At 44.4% G+C, this 19,559-nt stretch carries 19 protein-coding genes; 11 read left to right on the forward strand and 8 right to left on the reverse strand.

The window, feature by feature from the left end:
- The first annotated feature begins 100 nt into the window (after positions 1-100).
- Positions 101-712, forward strand: coding sequence for a hypothetical protein (locus QUA02_RS00945; protein WP_333024546.1), 612 nt, complete (start codon positions 101-103; stop codon positions 710-712).
- Positions 713-856: 144 nt separating this feature from the next.
- On the opposite strand, the gene QUA02_RS00950 is transcribed toward QUA02_RS00945, so the two are convergent.
- Positions 857-2,038, reverse strand: a complete 1,182-nt coding sequence (locus QUA02_RS00950; protein WP_333024548.1) for an AAA family ATPase — start codon at positions 2,036-2,038, stop codon at positions 857-859.
- Positions 2,035-2,832 carry an RNA ligase family protein gene (locus tag QUA02_RS00955; RefSeq protein WP_333024550.1) on the reverse strand — a complete coding sequence of 266 codons (798 nt, stop codon included), beginning with the start codon at positions 2,830-2,832 and terminating at the stop codon, positions 2,035-2,037. The genes QUA02_RS00950 and QUA02_RS00955 overlap by 4 nt, the downstream gene beginning before the upstream one ends.
- A 193-nt stretch (positions 2,833-3,025) precedes the next feature.
- On the opposite strand from QUA02_RS00955, the gene QUA02_RS00960 reads away from it, so the two are divergent.
- From QUA02_RS00960 to QUA02_RS00970, 3 genes are all read left to right on the forward strand, one after another.
- On the forward strand, positions 3,026-3,895 hold the full coding sequence (locus QUA02_RS00960; RefSeq protein ID WP_333024551.1) for a prohibitin family protein: 870 nt from the start codon (positions 3,026-3,028) through the stop codon (positions 3,893-3,895).
- 236 nt (positions 3,896-4,131) lie between these two features.
- On the forward strand, positions 4,132-4,551 hold the full coding sequence (locus QUA02_RS00965; protein WP_333024554.1) for a peptidylprolyl isomerase: 420 nt from the start codon (positions 4,132-4,134) through the stop codon (positions 4,549-4,551).
- Between the two features lie 949 nt (positions 4,552-5,500).
- Positions 5,501-6,412 carry a phytanoyl-CoA dioxygenase family protein gene (locus QUA02_RS00970; RefSeq protein ID WP_333024556.1) on the forward strand — a complete coding sequence of 304 codons (912 nt, stop codon included), beginning with the start codon at positions 5,501-5,503 and terminating at the stop codon, positions 6,410-6,412.
- Positions 6,413-6,455: 43 nt separating this feature from the next.
- Here QUA02_RS00970 and QUA02_RS00975 read toward each other — a convergent pair whose 3' ends face one another.
- Entirely contained in the window at positions 6,456-7,580 is a 1,125-nt protein-coding gene (locus QUA02_RS00975) for a THUMP domain-containing class I SAM-dependent RNA methyltransferase (protein WP_333024558.1), read from the reverse strand.
- 461 nt (positions 7,581-8,041) lie between these two features.
- Here QUA02_RS00975 and QUA02_RS00980 point away from each other — a divergent pair, with 461 nt between their 5' ends.
- The 3 genes from QUA02_RS00980 to QUA02_RS00990 all read left to right on the forward strand — a co-directional run bounded on the left by QUA02_RS00980 (position 8,042) and on the right by QUA02_RS00990 (position 10,607).
- On the forward strand, positions 8,042-8,194 hold the full coding sequence (locus QUA02_RS00980) for a hypothetical protein (protein ID WP_333024559.1): 153 nt from the start codon (positions 8,042-8,044) through the stop codon (positions 8,192-8,194).
- Positions 8,195-8,336: 142 nt separating this feature from the next.
- On the forward strand, positions 8,337-9,485 hold the full coding sequence (locus QUA02_RS00985; RefSeq protein ID WP_333024561.1) for a cupin domain-containing protein: 1,149 nt from the start codon (positions 8,337-8,339) through the stop codon (positions 9,483-9,485).
- 75 nt (positions 9,486-9,560) lie between these two features.
- Positions 9,561-10,607, forward strand: a complete 1,047-nt coding sequence (locus QUA02_RS00990) for a ferredoxin family protein (protein WP_333024564.1) — start codon at positions 9,561-9,563, stop codon at positions 10,605-10,607.
- A gap of 25 nt (positions 10,608-10,632) precedes the next feature.
- On the opposite strand, the gene QUA02_RS00995 is transcribed toward QUA02_RS00990, so the two are convergent.
- The 4 genes from QUA02_RS00995 to QUA02_RS01010 form a co-directional block, all read right to left on the reverse strand.
- Positions 10,633-11,067 (reverse strand): GNAT family N-acetyltransferase, encoded by a 435-nt coding sequence (locus QUA02_RS00995; protein ID WP_333024566.1) that lies wholly within the window; start codon positions 11,065-11,067, stop codon positions 10,633-10,635.
- 88 nt (positions 11,068-11,155) lie between these two features.
- Positions 11,156-12,502: a TldD/PmbA family protein gene (locus QUA02_RS01000; RefSeq protein ID WP_333024568.1), complete on the reverse strand. Its 1,347-nt coding sequence runs from the start codon at positions 12,500-12,502 to the stop codon at positions 11,156-11,158.
- A 139-nt stretch (positions 12,503-12,641) separates the two neighbouring features.
- A complete protein-coding gene (locus QUA02_RS01005; RefSeq protein ID WP_333024570.1) occupies positions 12,642-14,120 on the reverse strand; it encodes a TldD/PmbA family protein in 1,479 nt (492 codons plus the stop codon).
- 200 nt (positions 14,121-14,320) lie between these two features.
- Positions 14,321-15,358, reverse strand: a complete 1,038-nt coding sequence (locus QUA02_RS01010) for an adenosine deaminase (RefSeq protein WP_333024573.1) — start codon at positions 15,356-15,358, stop codon at positions 14,321-14,323.
- Between the two features lie 477 nt (positions 15,359-15,835).
- Between QUA02_RS01010 and QUA02_RS01015 the strand changes: the two genes are divergently transcribed.
- The 4 genes from QUA02_RS01015 to QUA02_RS01030 all read left to right on the forward strand — a co-directional run bounded on the left by QUA02_RS01015 (position 15,836) and on the right by QUA02_RS01030 (position 18,894).
- Positions 15,836-17,176, forward strand: a complete 1,341-nt coding sequence (locus QUA02_RS01015) for an adenylosuccinate synthase (RefSeq protein ID WP_333024575.1) — start codon at positions 15,836-15,838, stop codon at positions 17,174-17,176.
- 270 nt (positions 17,177-17,446) lie between these two features.
- The gene (locus tag QUA02_RS01020) at positions 17,447-17,818 is read left to right on the forward strand and encodes a hypothetical protein (RefSeq protein ID WP_333024577.1); all 372 of its coding nucleotides are present in this window, start codon (positions 17,447-17,449) and stop codon (positions 17,816-17,818) included.
- Positions 17,819-17,855: 37 nt separating this feature from the next.
- Positions 17,856-18,224, forward strand: coding sequence for a hypothetical protein (locus QUA02_RS01025; RefSeq protein ID WP_333024578.1), 369 nt, complete (start codon positions 17,856-17,858; stop codon positions 18,222-18,224).
- A 64-nt stretch (positions 18,225-18,288) separates the two neighbouring features.
- Positions 18,289-18,894: a 50S ribosomal protein L25/general stress protein Ctc gene (locus tag QUA02_RS01030; RefSeq protein WP_333024581.1), complete on the forward strand. Its 606-nt coding sequence runs from the start codon at positions 18,289-18,291 to the stop codon at positions 18,892-18,894.
- Between the two features lie 210 nt (positions 18,895-19,104).
- Here QUA02_RS01030 and QUA02_RS01035 read toward each other — a convergent pair whose 3' ends face one another.
- Positions 19,105-19,344, reverse strand: a complete 240-nt coding sequence (locus tag QUA02_RS01035) for a hypothetical protein (RefSeq protein ID WP_333024583.1) — start codon at positions 19,342-19,344, stop codon at positions 19,105-19,107.
- Positions 19,345-19,559: the final 215 nt, after the last annotated feature.

Below are 19,559 nucleotides of genomic sequence, written 5' to 3' on the forward strand. Positions count from 1 at the left end.
GATTTTAAATCACCCTAACCTTCCTTCAGTCTTGTCTTATGGTACTCTGGCTGCTTAAAAACTGTCCGAACTATTGTTTGTTGGGGTGCGCCAAAATTGTTTGAAAGCGTATTTAGCAATTATCGACGGCGGAGTTAGTGCAGCCCCAAGAGAAATTGCAGCTATTTTTGCAGCTTTAGAAAAGGAAACGGCGCCGGAAGTAATTCTGCTGATGTATAAGTTGATCGACAGGGCGATCGCCATTCAAAAAACGGGCGAGGGGCTGAATGCTGAGATAGCAGCAGCAGCTTTTAATTTAACAAACAGACTGGTAAAATTTGGCAATAAAAAAACTTTATACATGACTGTAAAATCAGCTTTTTTGACGTTAGATAGGATGGCTTTGTTAGAAGATATAAAGTTGATGGATAGCATAAAAGATTGCGGGCGATCGCTCTTGCGAACAGCGGACATCAGCGGTAAAATAGATAAGTCGATCGTCACGGGATTGTTGAGCAAATTAGCGAGATTTGATGCGGAATTTTTGGAGAAAATAGCGAGGGAAGATATCACCGATGCGGATTGTCAAATGCCGGCAGACAATCAAGTAGCGGTAGCAGTGGCCATCGCCCACAGTCAAGGCCGAAATTCGGCGTTGCTGGATGAAATTTTAAATTGTCGCGGAATTTCAGCAGAAGTGAAAAGTCGAATAATTCGAGAAAAGGGCGGATGATATAGCAGATTGCAAGATCCCCGTAGGGACACGGCATTGCCGTGTCCCTACCCCAAAATAATCCATCGCCCCCCTCGGATGTCACCATCGCCCGATTAATTGTAGGGAAACGGCCAGGCGCGGTGTCCTCACTGTGGGTAATATCTATTCCGATGCCACCGGATTTGACACCAATGGCAGAATATAGCCGGCAATTCGATCGACTTGATGCGCTTCTGTGATGTCTGGAATATCCAGCCGCGCAGCTAACTTGCGAATGACTGCTTCAGGAACCGGTGCGGGGCGCGATCGATTCCGCCGCAATATTTCTTCTAGAGGTACTTCCAGATAAACAATCCGAATTCTAGCTTGATAATCGGCAAAGAAATTAATTAATTGCTGCCGCATTTGTTTAGTTGTATTTGTAGCGTTCCAGACAAAAGAACGCCCCTGATTCATGTATTCGCGCGCTTTTTGTTTGGCGGCTGCGACCACATTTCCGGGGGTTTCGTCAGGAGGGACATTCATCTCTTTTCGCAGCGCATCCAGCGATATTACCGGCAAATCTGGCAGATTTTTCCGAATCCAATAATCTTTACCGCTTGCCGGCAATCCCGACATCAAAACTACTTCGCAGCGAGTATCGTCAAATGCTGCGTAATCCGGGTTTCCATTCTCTTTGCGGAAGTAAATAAATCGGCTGTGTGCTGATGGGAATTGTCGGGGAGAATTCAAACAATTATTTTCTTGACAAAACTCCCGAAATAGTTCTATTTTATCGAGAAGTTCTTGCTTGTCGGCGCAGTGGCGACCGCGCACATCTGCTTCTGCTAAAAGTGCCAGGAAATCGCAGCGGACAACTTGACTAACTTTAATTACCGACTGCTGCGGGTTGGGTTTGTCGATCAGCCAGATGGGTAAACTGCCGAATTGGACGATCGTCACAACTGTTTCCCGAATGTTAAACTGCACTGGCGGCTCGAATTGCGATAAAATTTGTCTGACCATCTTCGCACCTTGTCGGGCGTGACCTTTGGAGCTAATTCTGCCATCTGCTTCGATTTTTGTAAAGGCCGGTTTTGCGACATCGTGCAGCAAAGCCGCAGCAAAAAGCATCGAACGTTCAGTGACGGGAAGTTCGCGCCATTCCGGGGAAGATATTAAGGCTTCGCAGACCATTTTGGTGTGAATGAAAACATCTCCTTCGGCGTGGTAAATCGGGTCTTGCTGGCATCCTTTGAGGTTGTCAATCCAGTCGAAATGTGTTTGAATGCCATCCCAATCGATCGGGCAATCGGCATCGGGACAAAAGGGAAAAGTCCAAGGCGGGGATAACAGTGCATTCATAAGGAACTCAAATTAAATAAATTCACATCCGGGCGGAGAATATTGGGGACGATCGGGCGGTTTAGCCAATGTCCTTCGGCGTTTTTAATGGCTGTTAAAAAGCTGGCGCGCACGTATTTGTAACGCGCCTTGACAATTCCATCTTCCTCTACTTTAATATACAGACCTTCCATAATTTCGCTCTTGTCTGTTTCTTTCAAACACCGCTCTTCATCCAATCCCATTTCCCGGCAGCACAAGCGCAATCTCTCCAAATGTCCTGGCCCAATAAAATGAGAATTGCCCATCAACTGCATCATTTGCTTGTGCGATTTTAGCACTCCAGAAAACAGCACGGGAACCGATACTAACGGCAATCCTGATAACAATTTTTGGCGAGCTTCCGTACTCAAAAATTGACAGGTTTCTAAGTCCAGCACGTCGTATTCCATAAAGTAGTGCGGCAGAAAATCGTAAAAAACTGTGTGTTTGGCATACAGCCATTCGCCGTAAAGAATGTAGCGATTTTTCAGCACTTCTCGCAGCGTTCCGCTGAGACTGTAAGCCCACTGTTTGAACAAGTTAAAATGTTTTTCTCTCGGCCCGCCGGTGAGAAAGTGGCCGCGGCTTTGCAGCAGCATTTGTCCGTCTGGGGCGAAGCTGATGCCTGTATTTGCGCCGTCTACCTTTTCTTCGATCGCGATCGGGCGATCGCAAATATTGCTAAATGGTATGCTGTCGAGGTCTTCATCTCCCGGTTGGAAACGCGAACCCTCGATGTGATAAGTTCTGGGATATTTAACAATCTCGACCATCGCGTTGTTACCTCATGCCTTTAGCTATTATAGCAATTATCAAAAAAGTGAGGTATGCGATTCCCAATTCCCAATTCCCAATTCCAATTCCCAATTCCCAATTCCAATTCCCAATTCCCAATTCCCAATTACCGAGCCAACCTGATTTTACTGAGAATTGCTATAATTGATTTATCACAAAGGAGCGTGTATTTTGAAAAGTCAAAATTTCCAGAGCATATCATCAGCAATCGCTGGAATTCTATTAGTAGGCGCGCTGCTCCTCGGTTTCAATTCCTTTGTCGTCATCAATCCAGGCGAAGCAGGGGTGGTCAGCATTTTAGGAAAAGCCACAGATGGAGCATTGTTAGAGGGATTTCACATCAGACCCCCGCTGATATCCAAGGTAGATGTGTATGATGTAACGGTGCAAAAATTTGAAGTTCCGGCCCAGAGTGCTACTAAAGACCTTCAGGATCTAAATGCTAGTTTTGCGATCAACTTTCGCCTCGATCCGGCGAGGGTAGTTGATGTGAGAAGGACTCAAGGAACTTTGGAGAATATAGTCTCAAAAATTATTGCTCCTCAGACGCAAGAGGCATTTAAAACAGCGGCGGCCCTGAGAACTGCTGAACAATCTATTACTCAAAGAAGTGAACTCAAGCGAGACTTTGATGCTGCTCTCAAGGAAAGGTTAGCAAAGTACGATGTGATTGTTCTTGATACCAGCGTTGTCAATATTAGATTCTCTGAAGATTTTGCGAAAGCGGTTGAGGAGAAACAGGTTGCTGAACAGCGGGCGCAAAGGGCTGTTTATGTGGCTCAGGAAGCAGAACAACAGGCTCAAGCCGATATTAACCGCGCTCAAGGTAGGGCAGAAGCTCAAAGACTTTTGGCGGAAACTTTAAAGGCTCAAGGTGGCGATTTAGTGCTGCAAAAAGAGGCGATCGAAGCTTGGAGAAGCGGCGGCGCTCAGATGCCAAAAGTGTTGGTGATGGGCGCAGGTTCGAGTCGAGTTCCTTTCATTTTTAATATGAGCGATATTCAGGAAGAACCCGATCGCCCAAAAGTGACCAACAATTAAAATATGACTGAGGGTAACAAACCCGGTGTCTCCGAAAATATTGCCTTTGCTAACCAGAAATCTCGCAATAAACCGGGTTTCCTCAGAAAGCCTGCATAAGTCCTATGAGAGTTGCGGGAATATGCTACACTTCTGAAAGCCACAATATAACGACAGTTTAAAACCTGTCGCTATAAAAGCGAAGTCCGCAATTAACACGCAGGCAACACACTCATTTTAGGAAGCAAGGAAAAATCATGACCCGCGCTATAATGGAAACCGACAAAGGCACAATCAATTTGGAATTGTTCGATGCGGATGCGCCTAACACAGTGAAGAATTTTGTTGACTTGGCGGAAAAAGGTTTTTACGATGGATTGGCTTTTCATCGAGTCATTCCTAACTTTATGATTCAAGGTGGCTGTCCAAAAGGCAATGGAACCGGCGGCCCCGGCTACAAAATCAAGTGCGAAATCAACTCCAACAAACATTTGGCAGGCACTTTATCGATGGCTCACGCAGGCCGCGATACGGGTGGCAGCCAATTCTTTATTTGCCATTCTCCCCAGTCTCATTTAGATGGAGTTCACACAACGTTTGGCAAAACTGAGGATATGTCTGTCGTCAATGCTATCCGCCAAGGCGACAAGATTATTTCGCTCAAAATTGAGCATTAATTTCCCGTAATTAGTTGCGTTTGTAGTAAGGACGAAGAGTCCTTATTGCAAACAAAATACTAACTATAGCACTTCTTAGTAAAATGAGGGACGCCTGGCAATTGGTAATCGCTCCTGGCGTAACTCACTTACTTGAGAACCGCTACAGATAATACTTTTTCCTTGAGTTGGTGATGTAGCTAGGAATTATTGAATATTTATATCAGTATTCAACTAGAGATATAATAAATTCACAAGTGTTGAATCTTAATAAATCTTATCAAAAAAATGCCTTTAATCTGATAAAAGGAAGGCATTATAATTATTTAAATGTAACTAAATGATATTAAACTTGCCCAAGCTTGTCAAGAAATTTTTAGGAAAGCTTCCCCAATCAGATTATCCAGTTCTGAGTACATTTAGATTTGTGTCTTTCTGGCTTAATTTTGCGCTCGATCCTAGCTTAATGAGTATGAGAGATTTATTTTTCCGCCTCAACTATCAAGGAATTAAAATTGATATTTCTACATTTTATCAAGCGAATAAAATGAGAAGTACAGAAATTTTTTAAGCTTTTTTATGGCAACTAATGAAAGAAATCAATCAAAAGTGTAAATCGGATGACTTAGCGTTCGATAAATTTAGGGTGGGTAGGAGTAATATCGACGATAATGTAAATTTTTGTAACGGTTTACAACTGTAATAAATTATAAGTTGGGATTCAAGCGGGTTGGGCCCTCGATTCGCCATCTACCTTAAGGCCAGTCCTGTTTGTAAATTTTTGTAAAAAAATATACTGACCCTGAAAAAAGTAATGATATAACGGATTCAAGCGGGTTGGGCGCTCGATTCGCCATCTACCTTAAGGCCAGTCCTGTTTGTAAATTTTTGTAAAAAATATACTGAGCCTGAAAAAGTAATGATATAACGTATCTCATGCGTACTCAGCAATGAAGGAAGAAAAATTAATATGCTCAATAGTAATATGATCGAGAGAGGTTTAAGAAAAGTAGCAAGAGAATCTTCGCTGCTCCAATCGAGTTTATCTTATAATTGGAGAGCTTTCCAAAAGAGAAGAAAATTACCTCCACTTAGTCCGACAAATCAGTGTATTGTCGATGCGGTCAGGAAGGAAGGGGCTTTTATTACTTCTCTAGAAGCTTTGTCATTCCCCCTGACTGAAAAACTTTTGGAGGGAGCCAAAGTTATCTTAGCTAATAATCCAAAAGCTCCGGCTTTTGAAACTCAATACGTTTACCATGTTGATTCAGCAAAAATTATAGAAAATTCAGAAATTTTTTTGTGGGGTCTTCAAGAGCGGTTGCTCGACATTGCTGAAAATTATCTTGGCGTTCCCGTTGCTTACCGCGGTTCATTATTTCAGAAAGATTTCGCGAATGAACAGCAGGTACTTACAAGATTGTGGCATAAAGACCCGGAAGATCACCGACTTCTCAAAATAGCTGTTTACTTGAATGATGTGAATGCTGAAGGCGGCCCGTTTGAATATATTCCAAAGCATTTCAATTCTAAGTTAAGCTCTCTCAAAGGCAAACTTTTATTTTCCGATCCCGAAGTGGCGGAACACTTAGACCCATCAAATTGGGTTTCATGTAGAGGGCGAGCAGGTACTGTTGTTTTCTTCGACTCTCACCATGTTTTCCATCGCGGCAAGATGCCTATAAAGTCACACCGCGACGCAATATTTTTTAATTATCACTCCAGAAAACCGATCAAAGTGTTTTCAGATCACTGGAAGGCTCCTTTTTCGCCAGAGGAGTTGCTCGTGCTTTCAAAAACTCTTTCTCCGCGCCAGAAAGAATGCGTTTTCTGGTGGGAAAAGGGTGCAAAGTCATTCCAGCCAAAGTTGATGGCTAGGTGAAACATTTAATCAAGGGAAGGGGAAGGGTAAGGGGAAGGGAAATTTAATACAGTTCATACTTCAGCAAGGTACAAGGAATCGATCCATTATAAACAGGAATTCGCCGCGATGTCCTGAGTCCCACCTTTTTACCCAACTCCTTATTTCCAGTCAAAATAAAGGCATTCCAACCTTTAAAACGATTCTTGAAAATATCCCCCAACATTTTGTACAAATCTCCCAGTTCGCTAGCATCTCCCAGCCTTTCTCCGTAGGGAGGATTGCAAATCAGAACGCCTCTGTCTGCAGGTGCTTCCAACTGGGATAACTCGGTTTGAGCAAACTGAATCTTACCGGAAATACCAGCTTGCTGCGCGTTCGTGCGAGCTTGGGTTAACATATCGGAATCGCGATCGCACCCTGCAATCACCTCTTTAAGTTCCGGTAATTCGCTGTTTTCAGCTTCGGTCCACAATTTATCCCACAAAGGTTCGTCAAAATCCCGCCAAGTCATAAATCCAAACTTTTCTCGAAACAATCCCGGTGCAATATTCAAGGCCTTTAAACTCGCTTCCAAAGGCAAAGTTCCCGAACCGCACATCGGGTCTAAAAACGGCAAATCTGGCGTCCATTCTGCCATCTCCAACAAAGCCGCAGCTAGGGTTTCTTTGAGGGGAGCAAGCCCCATCGCCGGTCGATATCCCCGGCGGTGCAAACTGCCGCCAGAACTGTCTAAACTTAAAATAGCTCTATCTTGATGAATGTGAATGTTAATTAGCAAATCGGGATGCTCTACATCAACATTAGAACGCTTGTTAAATTGGTTCCGCTGTTGGTCGGCGATCGCATTTTTGACCTGCAAAGCTGTATAGTGAGTGTGGTTCAACTTTTCGTTGCCGCCGGTGCAGTTTACTGCTAAAGTATTGTCGGGATCTAAGTATTCGTCCCAGGGGATTTTCTGCACTTCGCGGTAGAGCATATCCGAGTTGTAACACCGGAATTCGGCGATCGGCATTAGCACTCGAAAAATTGTTCTCGACCAAAGATTGACGCGGTACAATAAAGTGCGATCGCCCGCAAAGTAAACCCCAGTAAAATCTGGCTTGACATCCTGAGCCCCTAAACGTTCTAATTCTTGGGCGGCAATTGTTTCTAAACCGCGCGCAACTGTAGCAAAATATTGATTCATTTGTTAATGGTTAATGGTAATGGTTAATTGTTAATTGTTAATTGTTAGTGGTTACTACTGACAACTGATAACTGACCGATCACCATAGTAGCTGTTTTTCATCCTAAGTCTCAAAAAAATAATCTACCTTAAGGCAGATGCGTCGGTTCAGCAATGCCAGCTTGTCAACAATAATATTCAACAAGTCCTCACATTTCCATCCCTCTATTTATAGCGCTGACCGCGGGAACATAGGCGCTAAACTTTAAAACTCTTACTTTCACAGGACTTTAGCTCTCATACTCAACTTAAATATCTCACTCTTGCGGATGAGCTTTCTTCTCAAATCTTGAAAATATTTATTGACTACTTGCAGAACTTATTGACTTTATGCTAAGGTACTTAGAGCTTGAGATTGAACCCTCAACACAATTGTTAAGGAACATCTGAGCTAGATCGGTTTACTACATTTGGAGACATTTATGTCAAAGCAAATTGACGGATCGACTTTCAAACAATCCCGTGCCAGCAAAATTCAAGTTGAAGTCAAGGAAATTGCCAAGCAGGTAACAGCTAAAAACCTCTCTTCTCATCTGAATGTTGATGCTGATGGTAGCGATGTTAGCAACGAATAATTAAAAGTCTTTTCTGTTAGACTTCGCATCCCCAAGCAAGAAGTAATAGATTGTACTCCTTGCTTGCGGGATAACTATAGGGGCATTGCCTCTTAAAATTAATTTGTTCAAATTTTATTGAGAATAATTGTCATAAAGAATTATGCGATCGATCGCCAACCTATTACAACCATACGATCTCAAAGAATTTTTAGACAACAATTGGACAACCAAAGCAGTTTTGATTCCCAGCGAAGGTAAGAAAAATTTTGCACACCTATTTTCCTGGGAAAAACTAAACTACATCCTTAACTTTCACGAACTAAAATATCCCGATATTCGATTAGCAATAGGAGGAAAAGTCCTCGATGAAAGCGCCAATGAAAACCTCATCAAATCCTGCCAATCTGGAGCAACTTTAATTATCAATGAAGTACACAAACTAATTCCAGAAATCGCTCACTTTGCTGCGGAAATAAAATCAGATTTTGGCTATGGAAATCAAGTAAATGCCTACTGTTCCTGGCCGGAAAAACAAGGCTTTGTTTCCCATTATGACACCCACGAAGTTTTTATATTGCAAGTAGACGGAATCAAGCAATGGTATGTATTTGAAGACACAATTAAGTATCCGCTGAAAGATCAAAAATCCTCATCTTTTCCACCACCAGAAACCGAAGCATATTTAAGCTGTATTTTACATCCAGGGGATGTGCTTTATATACCGCGCGGACATTGGCATTATGCAGTTGCTTGCGAAGAACCATCGCTGCATTTAACATTAGGAATACATTGCAAAACCGGAATAGACTTTTTAGAATGGTTGGTTAGTGAATTGCGCGAACAATCAGATTGGCGCAAAAGTTTACCGCTACGAACAAACGCAGATTCTATCAATGCAAATGTCAACAGTTTAATTGCCCAATTGCACCGCTACGCAAACAGTAAAAATCTTGCAGATGAGTATAGCAGTTATCTGGACAGTTTAGGAAAACCTGTTGCCAAATATTCTTTGCCTCATCAAGCAGGATTCAATATTTTTCCCTGTGGTGTGCAAACCAAGTTTAGAATTCCCAAGTTTCAGCGGGTGAGAATTCACGAATTATCTGATGGTGGCGGATACAAAATAGTTGTTGCAGGTAAAGAAGTATCCCTGAGAGGAGTCACAGCTAAATTTACGGACAATTTATTTAGTACGGAGTTTTTTACTGGGGAAGATGTTATGGATTGGTTGCCGGATTATGATTGGGAAATAGATGTAGTGCCACTTTTGTCGAAGCTGGTAGTTGAAGGAATTATTTTTGCTGGTTAAAATTGGAGAAGAACATGAGTTCTTATAAATGGGTTGTAAAAAGACCAATTTCTGACACATACAATGAGTTAAACAATGATGGATAAGCTTTTTTGTGCTGATGCTTCTAAATGCGTTGAAGAGGATATTATTGGCAGCGGTAGTAATTACCAAACCTATATATTAATTGAATGTTGTTTACCTTGGGAATCTGAAGCGTTTAATTCTAAACAAATTTCCAAAAATCTCAAGGATTTGGTAGAGGAAGTAGAACATTCAAAACAGAAAATCCGATTTTTGTTGATAAATAACGCTCGAACCAAATGTGCAAATCAGCGCAAAGTTTTGATTTATGACAATAAAGATGGGGAACTTTTTGGCGGTTACGAAAAGCATGAATTTAATGTAGATAGTTTTGATAAAGTAGCGGGAATTGTCAAAAGCTATTTAGCTGGAGAAGTCCCTGATTGCGAAACCGAAAACAAGCAAACTAGAGATATTTTGGTTTGCACTCACGGCAGTCACGATATGTGTTGTGCGAGATACGGCAATCCTTTTTATGCCCAAGCAACTGCTTTAGCTTCTGAGTTAGAATTGAATGATGTTCGCGTTTGGAGATCCAGTCACTTTGGGGGACACCGCTTTGCACCGACTGCGATCGATTTGCCTGATGGCAGATATTACGGAAATCTCGATCGCACTTCGCTGCAATCAATCCTAACACGGACTGGCGATATCGAATGCTTGAATAAAGTTTATCGGGGTTGGGGAATTTTGCCAAATCCTATTCAAGTTTTGGAAAGAGAATTGATCGTGCTTTACGGGTGGGATTGGTTTAACTACAAAGTCGCCAGCAAAATTCTCGATTTAGACACAAAAAATGATGCTTTTTTAGCTGAAATTACCTTTGAAAAAGCCGACGGTACGTACACCTATCGTGCCGATTTGGTAAAAGATGAAACAAAAACTGTTCGACTCAAAGGTTCCTGCGGTGCTAAAAAAGAGTCGGAATTTGTCAAATATTCGGTAGAAAATCTCCATTTTTACTCGAAAAAGGAAGAGTTAAAGTTGGTAAGCTACCCCCTTTATCATTCGGCGATTGAAATCGCTTCTAGACAAACAAAGTCCGCCTGCGCGGACTGAAGAATAAGGTAGGATGTATCGGTGATTAAATTTCTAACTGCATAAATATGTGCGGAATTCCCAGGAAGTCAAAGGGCTTGTCTTGTTCGGAAAATCCGAGTCTTTGATAAAATTTAATGGCATTAATGCGAGACATAAGTCTCACAGCTTTGAGATTTTTTTCCTGAGCTTTTGCTATTAAATTTTCAATCAATTTAGTGCCGATTCCCTGATTTTGAAATTCAGGAAGGACGGCAACGTAGCTGATGCTTCCTAATTTTGGGGATAATTCGCGCAGTCGGGCAGAGGCAATGATTTTGCGATCGCACATGGCAATTAAATGCAAAGCACCATCTTCGTGATTATCCCTTTCGCTACCAATCTCCATTCCTAGAGGCGATCGCAAAACCAGCCACCGCTGGTAAAACATCTCTTCTAATTCTTGTTGATTTTTAACCGGATGTATATCTAGTTGAGGCATTTTTATCTTGTAGGGTGCATCGCCGCCAGATTTTCGATTTTAATTACAGATTGTTTGTGGCGACGCACCCTACGGTATAATGTGCGAGTTACAAACTGTCAGTAATACTGGTGAAATTAAAAGCTTTCACGCGCACTCCGGGCACGACACTACCGCCGTAACGCTTCACCGCACTAACTGCATCCACATCGCGCAACATATCAGGTAAAACTTGATTGAAACGCAGGTTTTTAATCGGATAAGCAATCTTGCCATCCTCAATCCAAAAAGTACCGTCGCGAGTCATTCCCGTTACTTCCAAAGTTTTCGGATTCACGTAGCGAACGTACCAAGCTCGACTGACAAAAATTCCTCGCTCCGTTTGAGCAATTAAATCTGCTAAACTTTGGTCGGAACCTGTCATCACGATCGGGAAATAAGCACCTTTTGCTTCTTTGCCTTTTTGTGCGGCCCAGTAGCGGGAATAAGACAAACTTTGAGGCACGCCATCTTTGATGATTTCCAAATAGTTATTGCTCAATCCGTCGCCGAAAAAAGTATTCGATCGCAGCAAAGGATGAGCCGGATCGCGCTGCACTTGCACTAACGGGCTAAAAAGTTGTTCTCCCGCGCGGTTTCCCGCTGGTTTTCCCTCTGCGTCGGCGATCGACATAAACGATCGCCCCTCATCCGCCGCCCTCGCATCCAAACTCCAAATTACCCACGGTAGCAAATCCGCAAAAGCAGCACCATCAAAGATTACAGGATAAATGCCGGGAGTGACTTCGCGGGGGTTGCGGGATGCGATCGCCCGATCGAGCACTTGTTCTGCTAATTGGGCGATCGGCAATTCGTTGATACTCCAAGCAGTGCTCTGATCCCAGCTAGAACCGTTGTCAATGCGAGCAGTAAAGCTGAAATCTGCCTCTGTAGATTGGTTGCAGGCGCGGAGTCCGGTTGACGAGGCGATCGCGTACAGCGACGCATCAGCGCTCAAAGTACCCGAACCGTGAGCCCCCCCCTGTCCGGCAATGGCGCAAGCTTGCTGCACCATTTCTGCCCGCGCTAGAGGCGATACAGTTGCCGTTGCTGTGTCGAATGCGGGCGATCGCAAATCGTAGGTTTGAGGCGGCAGCAGCGGCATCCATTCGGGGTCTGCCGGCGCAATTCTGGCCAATTCTTCCGATCGCTTGACTGCGGAGGCGATCGCATCTTCATCAAATTCTGTAACAGCAGCAGAGGCGCTTTTGTTGCCAAAATAGCTAGTAATGCTCAGGTTAAATACAGTTTTGCTAATATTTTGGCTGATTTGATTTTCCGAGAATCTCGAAAGAGATTCTTCGCCAGTAGAGAGACTGACAAATACTTCCTCTGCTTTGGATAGTTTGACTGCTTTTTCTACTACAGATAAGGCTTGGTCTTCACTTAAACTTGCGGGCGATGTTGTTACAATCATGATTGGTAATTAGGCATTGCGAATTGGGCATTGCGAATTGGGCATTGCGAATTGGGTATTGCAAATTGGGCATTGCGAATTGGGCATGGTTAGCAATTAACTAATAACTAAGAACCGATGCCCCATGCCCCATGCCCTATTACCCAATTTGAATATCCCTCACTCGCACCGGCACACAAGCGTGAGTCATCTGAGCAGTCTGCATCGGCTCGCCCTTTCCGCATATATTAGTACCGCACTGAACCAGCTCCGAAGCCGGCCCGATCGCATCTATTTGATTCCAGAAATCAGTAGTCATCGCCTGATAAGTTACATCCTTCAACATACCGACAACTTTACCTTTTTCCACCTTCCAAAAAGCATCGCCGCCGAATTGAAAATTGCGCCGCTGCTGGTCGATGGAATAACTACCCATACCGTCGATTAAAATCCCGTCTTCCGTATCCGCAATCATCTCTGCCAAAGTAGCAGTGTGACTGCCGCCATCCGGGCCCGGCTCCAATCCCAAATTGGGAATTCTCACCATCGGCACGCTCGACCAACTGTCAGCGCAGGCAGAACCGTTGCTGCTACCGCGTCCGAGGCGATAAGCCGTCTCTCTGTCAGTGAGATAATCAACTAAAATTCCATCCTTGACAACGTACCAATCTTGTGATTTTACGCCCTCATCATCGTAACCCATTGTACCGCGACCGCCCGGTTGAGTGCGATCGCACTTAAAATTCACCCAAGGTGCAGCGTATTGCAGTTTATTTAAATTATCAGTAGTAGCAAAGCTCGTGCCAGCAAAATTAGATTCGTAGCCGTAAACCCGGTCTAATTCAGTTGGATGTCCGACAGATTCGTGGATTGTCAAATACAAATTTGTCGGCTTAAGAATCAGGGATTTGCAAATACCAGCCTGGATTTTGGGAGCGCTGACTTTCTCAATAGCTTCGGCGGCAACTTTTTCGACTTGACTCAACAAATCATCGGGATTAATATGTTCGTAACCGATATTCAGCGGCGGGCGTTCGTAACTGCGACTTTGGGCATCGCCGCCCGCAATTGCCGTGCAGCCAAAACCCGGATAGCTGCGGTAGATTGTTTGTTCGATTAGCGAGCCTTCTGTAGAAGCAAAAACCTTGTCTTCGCGGCTTGACTGCAAAAAAGAAGAAGCTTTTTTGATGCCTTGTGCGCCGTGTCCTAGCAGCTTCTCGTTGATAGTTAGCAGCAGTTCGGCTTTGTCAGCAACGGGTACAGAAAAAGGGTCAATTGCGATCGGAGTAATGTAGGTATCGACATATTTTTCGACAGGCACTAACCGCACCGGTTCCTTTTGAGTTAAGCGGCTGCCTTTAGCGATTTCTACAGCTAAAGCGACTATTCTTGCAACCTCTGCGGGTGTTTTGCTGTGACTGGCGGCAAACCCCCAAGCGCCGTCTAGAAGCACTCGCACGCCAAAACCGGAACTTACATTATCTGACAAATTGCTTAAAGATCGATCGCGCGCGTAAAGATTCTGCTTTCGGTAAGTGCAAAAACGCACATCACCGTACTCGCAACCTGTTTTACGAATCAAATCTACAGCTAAATTTGCTAACTCGTTAGCAGAGACTTTTGCAGTTAATTGCACCATAGTTATTTTTCATTCGTCGTTAGTTGTCAATTATTATAGCGCTTTTTAATTATTTGAAGAACCGCGAAGACGCAAAGAGCGCGAAGGAAGAGAAGAAAGAGCTTTTTATCATTTCCAAGTAGAGTCTTTACCTGAAAACATCTACCTATCTTCCTCTTGGTCTTTCTTCGCGCCTTCGCGGTTCATTAAATAGATATTCTTTAATTAACGATCGCCCCCACAGACTCATGCTGCAACAAACCAGTCAGCATTTGGGCTGGTTGTTCCCCGTAGGGCCACGCGAAAGCATGGCGGAAAGCGGCATTTTGACACGCTTGCAATTGCCGAAAATCAATGATATCCAGAGTCAATAAATTCTCGTACTCAAAAGGCAGCCGCACGTTGTGCAATCCCGCGTTGTCAGTACAAATGGCAATATCGACACCAGCTTCAAAACATCGATCGAACACAACCTTCAATTCCCGCATATCCTGCAACGTCCCCGTTTTGAGATAGGTAGTCGGGCAAACTTCCAAGCATTGACCCCTGCGCGCGATTTCTGGCAGCAGTTCGGGATATTTTAATGGAATTTGAATCCCGTGGCCGATACGCATCAGATAGGGCAAAAGTTCGGGATAACAGCCAGAGGTAGTTTCGTAGAGGTGTCCGGTAGTTTTGATGCCGATCGACCTCGCGTACTGGTACAATCCCACAAACTCCTCCAAACGCTCGCCAATAGCAGCATCGCCCCCAGCTAGATCGATCGCACAAACATATTCTCCCATCCCGGCCGCCAAATCTACGATCGCCCGATTCACCTCATAAGGCAAGCGCGAGTGCATACACAAAATTTGGCTGGTAACAATCGGACAATCGCTAATTTGACTTGCCTTGCCCACAACTTGTACAATTTCTGCCATCAAATCAATGCGTTCTGACTGCGAAAAATGTTCTGGAGTCCGCAAATAAGGCGTATAGCGCAACTCCAAATAAGCCAGATTTTCAAACACGTAAGCGCCCCGCATCAACCGATAGATGAAATAAGGCAAAGTTTCAACAGTTTGAACGCTTTCTACCAGCGTGTGCAGTTCCAAATACTCATTCAGAGTATTGCGCGGACGAGTGTAAAACTCCTCAAACTCCGAGTATTCTTGAAATCGATTAACCATCTCAGCATTGTGGCGATCGAAATACCGCCACAGCACCCTAGGAACGACAGAACCACCCAGATGGCGGTGCAACTCAGCGTGTAAAGTCATGGCAACAAAGCCTCAATTTTCTTAATGTTAACAAAAATTAATTAGTCAGTAGTCAGCAGTCATTAGTCATTAGTCATTAGTCATTGGTTATTTGTGAGTTCCAATGCCTAATGCCCAATAGACATCTCCGATAATTCTTGTGGAACAGGCCGGAAAGCCTGTTCAAAACAGGCTTTTTGGGAGATGCCCCATGCCCCACGCCCCATGCCCTGTTTGGCCAATGCCCAATGCCCAATGCCCAATGCCCTGTTTGGCCAATGCCCAATGCCCAATGCCCAATGCCCCATGCCCCATGCCCAATGCCCCATGCCCCATGCCCCATGCCCCATGCCCAATGCCCAATGCCCAATGCCCCATGCCCCATGCCCCATGCCCGTATCTAAAATCTAAAATCTAAAATCTAAAATTGATTGACATTTGGGACGCATTCGTACATAATCGGAAATTGTGTCAACCTGAGCTGAACGCGAGAAACCCTTGGCTAACGTAGTTGTAATCGGCGCCCAGTGGGGCGATGAAGGAAAAGGCAAAATTACCGATTTGCTCAGCAAATCCGCAGATATCGTTGTCCGCTACCAAGGGGGCGTCAACGCCGGTCATACCGTGGTAGTTAACGGTCAGACTTTCAAGCTGCACTTAATTCCGTCCGGGATTCTCTACCCTGATAAAGAGTGTATCATCGGCTGCGGAACGGTCATCGACCCTAAAGTTTTAATAGAAGAATTAGATCAGTTAGAGGCACTGAATATTTCGACGACCTCGCTGATGATTTCGGAGACTGCTCACGTCACGATGCCCTATCACCGATTAATTGATGTGGCATCGGAAGAGCAGCGGGGAAATTATAAAATCGGGACGACAGGACGCGGCATCGGCCCTACTTACGCCGACAAGTCGGAACGCACAGGCATTCGGATGCTCGACTTGATGGACTTGGAAGGGTTCAGAGAACAACTGGAATGGACGATTCATCATAAGAATGTCATTCTCGAAAAACTCTACAATTTGCCGCCTCTCAATCCGCAAGATGTCTTTGATGAATATCAAGTTTATGCAGAACGTTTGCGGCCGCACGTAGTAGACAGTTCCCTGAAGATTTATGAGGGACTTCAAACGCGGAAAAATATTCTGTTTGAAGGCGCGCAAGGCACTTTATTAGACTTAGACCACGGGACTTATCCTTACGTTACTTCGAGCAATCCCATCGCAGGCGGCGCTTGTGTGGGAACCGGAGTCGGCCCGACAGCGATCGATCGCGTAATCGGCGTAGCAAAAGCTTATACAACCCGCGTCGGAGAAGGCCCCTTCCCTACCGAAATGGTAGATGGAGTGGGCGCAATTTTGGGCGAGAGAGGTGCAGAATTCGGCACCACAACCGGCCGGAAACGCCGCTGTGGCTGGTTCGATGCGGTAATCGGCCGCTACGCAGTCCGCATCAACGGCCTTGACTGTCTGGCAATTACCAAACTCGATGTTTTGGATGAATTAGAAGAAATCAAAGTCTGCGTTGCTTACGAAATTGACGGCGAACGATGTGTGGATTTCCCGAAAAGTTCCCGGATATTTGCTCGGTGCAAACCTGTTTACGAAACCCTTCCCGGTTGGAAGCAGTCAACGGAAGAGTGCCGAAATCTGGAAGATTTGCCGCAGCAAGCTTTGAATTATCTGAAGTTTTTGGCAGATTTGATGGAAGTGCCGATCGCAATTGTTTCTCTCGGTGCGAGCCGCGACCAAACTATTATTGTAGAAGACCCGATTCACGGCCCGAAACGCGCTTTGCTTTCTGCTGACGGTACGCCTGTAGCAGCACACTCGTAATCATTGGTATCAACTTAACGTCAAACCCAGCCATAGATTGCTGTTTGACTATTAAATTTAGATCCCCCCTAGCCCCCCTTAAGAAGGGGGGGACAAGACTCTTCTCAAAGTCAACCCCTACTCCCCTTATTAAGGGGGATACGAGGCGGATCTAGACTACGATTATAAAAGCGAGATTTATCAAATATTTTAGCCTTAAGTTGACACTAATGACTTGTAATATTTTCCAGAAAGTAAGTTGTTAAATCAGGAAGGTCAAGAGGAAAGCTAATGTTAGATATTATTTTTTATGCCTTCCAAACCGAACTGTCACCACACTATGTCGAAATGTCTGAAGATGTTTACGAGTGGTTGGCCAAATCAGAATTTTCCAAAATTGGCAAATCTGTTCCCAGAAATATTTTGATAGATGAAGAAGACGAAAAGCTACCTGTAGTTGAGTTATATCGAGATATTCGCCAGAAGCTCAGAAATTTTTTCCGAGATGCAATTATCTGCGAAAGCGATACCGTCCTCACCAAGCTGGGAGATTCCCCTCTCAAAGAAGAATATCAAGCAGCAACCTACCGTTTGAGGAAATTGCTGGACTTGCTAAAATGTGTTGAAAACGAAGATTATAAGTATCTTCAGCGAGTCCTTTGAATTAGTTTCTGGATGTTTACCAGAAGGAGTAATCCCCATGTTTGACATCAGTTTTTATTCAGCCAATGGTGAACCGTCCGATAGTGTAAGAATCACCGCAACTACTTACGAGTGGTTGGCTAAATCGGATTTTTCAAAAATAGGCGGGGAATCAATCGACACCGAAATTTACCTAGATGAAGAAAATGTAATTCTGCCTCTAGTTGAATTAAATCAAGATATTCGCCAGCAGTTCAAGAAAATTTTCAGCGAAGCAATCATCAGTGAAAGCGATGCAGTTCTTACTAAGCTCGGTGATTCTCCTTCAAAAGAAGAGTATCAAGCAGGAACGTACCGTCTGAGAAAAATGCTGGAATTGCTGAAGTGTGTGGAAAATGAAAATTATGAATACCTCCAGCGAATTTAATTAAGCGCGATCGCAATATCACAATTCTGGTAAAATGTGAAAACAATCAACAGAAAGTCAGAAAATGGAACTCGCAGTAGAATGTCAAAAGCGGGCAGAAGGCAGCAAACCTAACGCCCTCCGCCGCTCTGGATTGATTCCCGCCGTCCTCTACGGTCACAAAGGCTCTGAATCCATTTCCCTTACCATCAAAGCCAAAACAGTTGAACACCTGCTCAAAAAGCACGTAGTCAACAATGCCCTAATTGACCTCAGCATTCCCGACCTCTCTTGGAGCGGAAAAACCTTGCTGCGGGAAGTTCAAGTTCATCCTTGGAAGGGCTATCCTTACCACCTGAGCTTTTTCTCCGTGGCGACTCAAGACAGCCTGGAAGTTGAATTGTCACTGCGTTTTGTCGGCGAAGCTGTCGGCGTCAAGTTAGAAGGCGGCATCTTGGATACCGTACTGACGCAAGTCGCAGTTAAGTGCAAACCAGACAGCATTCCTGAAGCAATTGAAGTAGATATTTCTAATTTAAAGGTAGGGGATGCGCTGCACATTCACGAATTAGTTTTGCCTCCGGGAGTGGTAGCTCTCGGCGAACCAGATCAGGTGGTTGTTACCGTGCTGGGAATTCAAGCAGGTTCTGAAGCCGAAGACGCAGAAGAAGCAGCAGCCGAAGCGGCTTAATTAGTAATTGCTAATAGTTGTTAACTAATTGTGGAAAAAAAGGGCGATCGCTTTCTCCCAAAAGGGCGATCGTTTTTTGCTAAAAAGGCTATTCTCGTTTGGGTTCGATCGCACATTTTGCGCCGTTTGTAATATTTTTTAAGGCGCGTTCCCTTGCCCAGTCCACAAGCAAGCATCCCACAAGCAAGCACCTGGAGTGTTTACTTTTCTTTACAAAACGGGCGATCGCCAAAAGCTACAAAAGTCGGGACGGGCGCGCTTTCTCAGCCACAAATTGGGCTGATTCGTACATATAGCGGTTGTCAGTGAAGTACAAATATCGGGTAAGACTGTATTTTTGTAGGGAAACGGCACTGCCGTGTCCTGTATTTTTGTAGGGAAACGGCACTGCCGTGTCCTGTATTTTTGCAGGGAAACGGCACTGCCGTGTCCGGCGCGGGAGTAGGACACCGCACCGTGCCGTGTGTAAAACTGTATTTCATTCGATCGACAACTGCTATATTTGGCAGCCAAATCAAAAAAACAACCGAGAATCCCCGTTTCTAGCCAGCACCGTCCGTCAAAAAAATTAAGAATTGCGGGAACAAGCCCGCTACTGTTAGTGTCAAACGCGAGTATAATTGTTAAACGTTTAGACTACCCTATTTAATTCCTGCCTCTGGAGC

This window comes from Microcoleus pseudofavosus SVA1_A4 (genome assembly GCF_036700565.1).
Lineage (GTDB): Bacteria > Cyanobacteriota > Cyanobacteriia > Cyanobacteriales > Microcoleaceae > Microcoleus.

What these genes read in the sequence shown, in the direction of transcription:
- QUA02_RS01030 (WP_333024581.1), top strand. Translation starts at nt 18,289, where the DNA reads ATGGAACTCGCAGTAGAATGTCAAAAGCGGGCAGAAGGCAGCAAACCT.
- QUA02_RS01000 (WP_333024568.1), bottom strand. Translation starts at nt 12,502, where the DNA reads ATGATTGTAACAACATCGCCCGCAAGTTTAAGTGAAGACCAAGCCTTA.
- QUA02_RS00985 (WP_333024561.1), top strand. Translation starts at nt 8,337, where the DNA reads ATGCGATCGATCGCCAACCTATTACAACCATACGATCTCAAAGAATTT.
- QUA02_RS00950 (WP_333024548.1), bottom strand. Translation starts at nt 2,038, where the DNA reads ATGAATGCACTGTTATCCCCGCCTTGGACTTTTCCCTTTTGTCCCGAT.
- QUA02_RS00955 (WP_333024550.1), bottom strand. Translation starts at nt 2,832, where the DNA reads ATGGTCGAGATTGTTAAATATCCCAGAACTTATCACATCGAGGGTTCG.
- QUA02_RS00995 (WP_333024566.1), bottom strand. Translation starts at nt 11,067, where the DNA reads ATGCCTCAACTAGATATACATCCGGTTAAAAATCAACAAGAATTAGAA.
- QUA02_RS00970 (WP_333024556.1), top strand. Translation starts at nt 5,501, where the DNA reads ATGCTCAATAGTAATATGATCGAGAGAGGTTTAAGAAAAGTAGCAAGA.
- QUA02_RS01010 (WP_333024573.1), bottom strand. Translation starts at nt 15,358, where the DNA reads ATGACTTTACACGCTGAGTTGCACCGCCATCTGGGTGGTTCTGTCGTT.
- QUA02_RS00975 (WP_333024558.1), bottom strand. Translation starts at nt 7,580, where the DNA reads ATGAATCAATATTTTGCTACAGTTGCGCGCGGTTTAGAAACAATTGCC.
- QUA02_RS00990 (WP_333024564.1), top strand. Translation starts at nt 9,561, where the DNA reads ATGATGGATAAGCTTTTTTGTGCTGATGCTTCTAAATGCGTTGAAGAG.
- QUA02_RS00965 (WP_333024554.1), top strand. Translation starts at nt 4,132, where the DNA reads ATGACCCGCGCTATAATGGAAACCGACAAAGGCACAATCAATTTGGAA.
- QUA02_RS00980 (WP_333024559.1), top strand. Translation starts at nt 8,042, where the DNA reads ATGTCAAAGCAAATTGACGGATCGACTTTCAAACAATCCCGTGCCAGC.
- QUA02_RS01005 (WP_333024570.1), bottom strand. Translation starts at nt 14,120, where the DNA reads ATGGTGCAATTAACTGCAAAAGTCTCTGCTAACGAGTTAGCAAATTTA.
- QUA02_RS01020 (WP_333024577.1), top strand. Translation starts at nt 17,447, where the DNA reads ATGTTAGATATTATTTTTTATGCCTTCCAAACCGAACTGTCACCACAC.
- QUA02_RS01025 (WP_333024578.1), top strand. Translation starts at nt 17,856, where the DNA reads ATGTTTGACATCAGTTTTTATTCAGCCAATGGTGAACCGTCCGATAGT.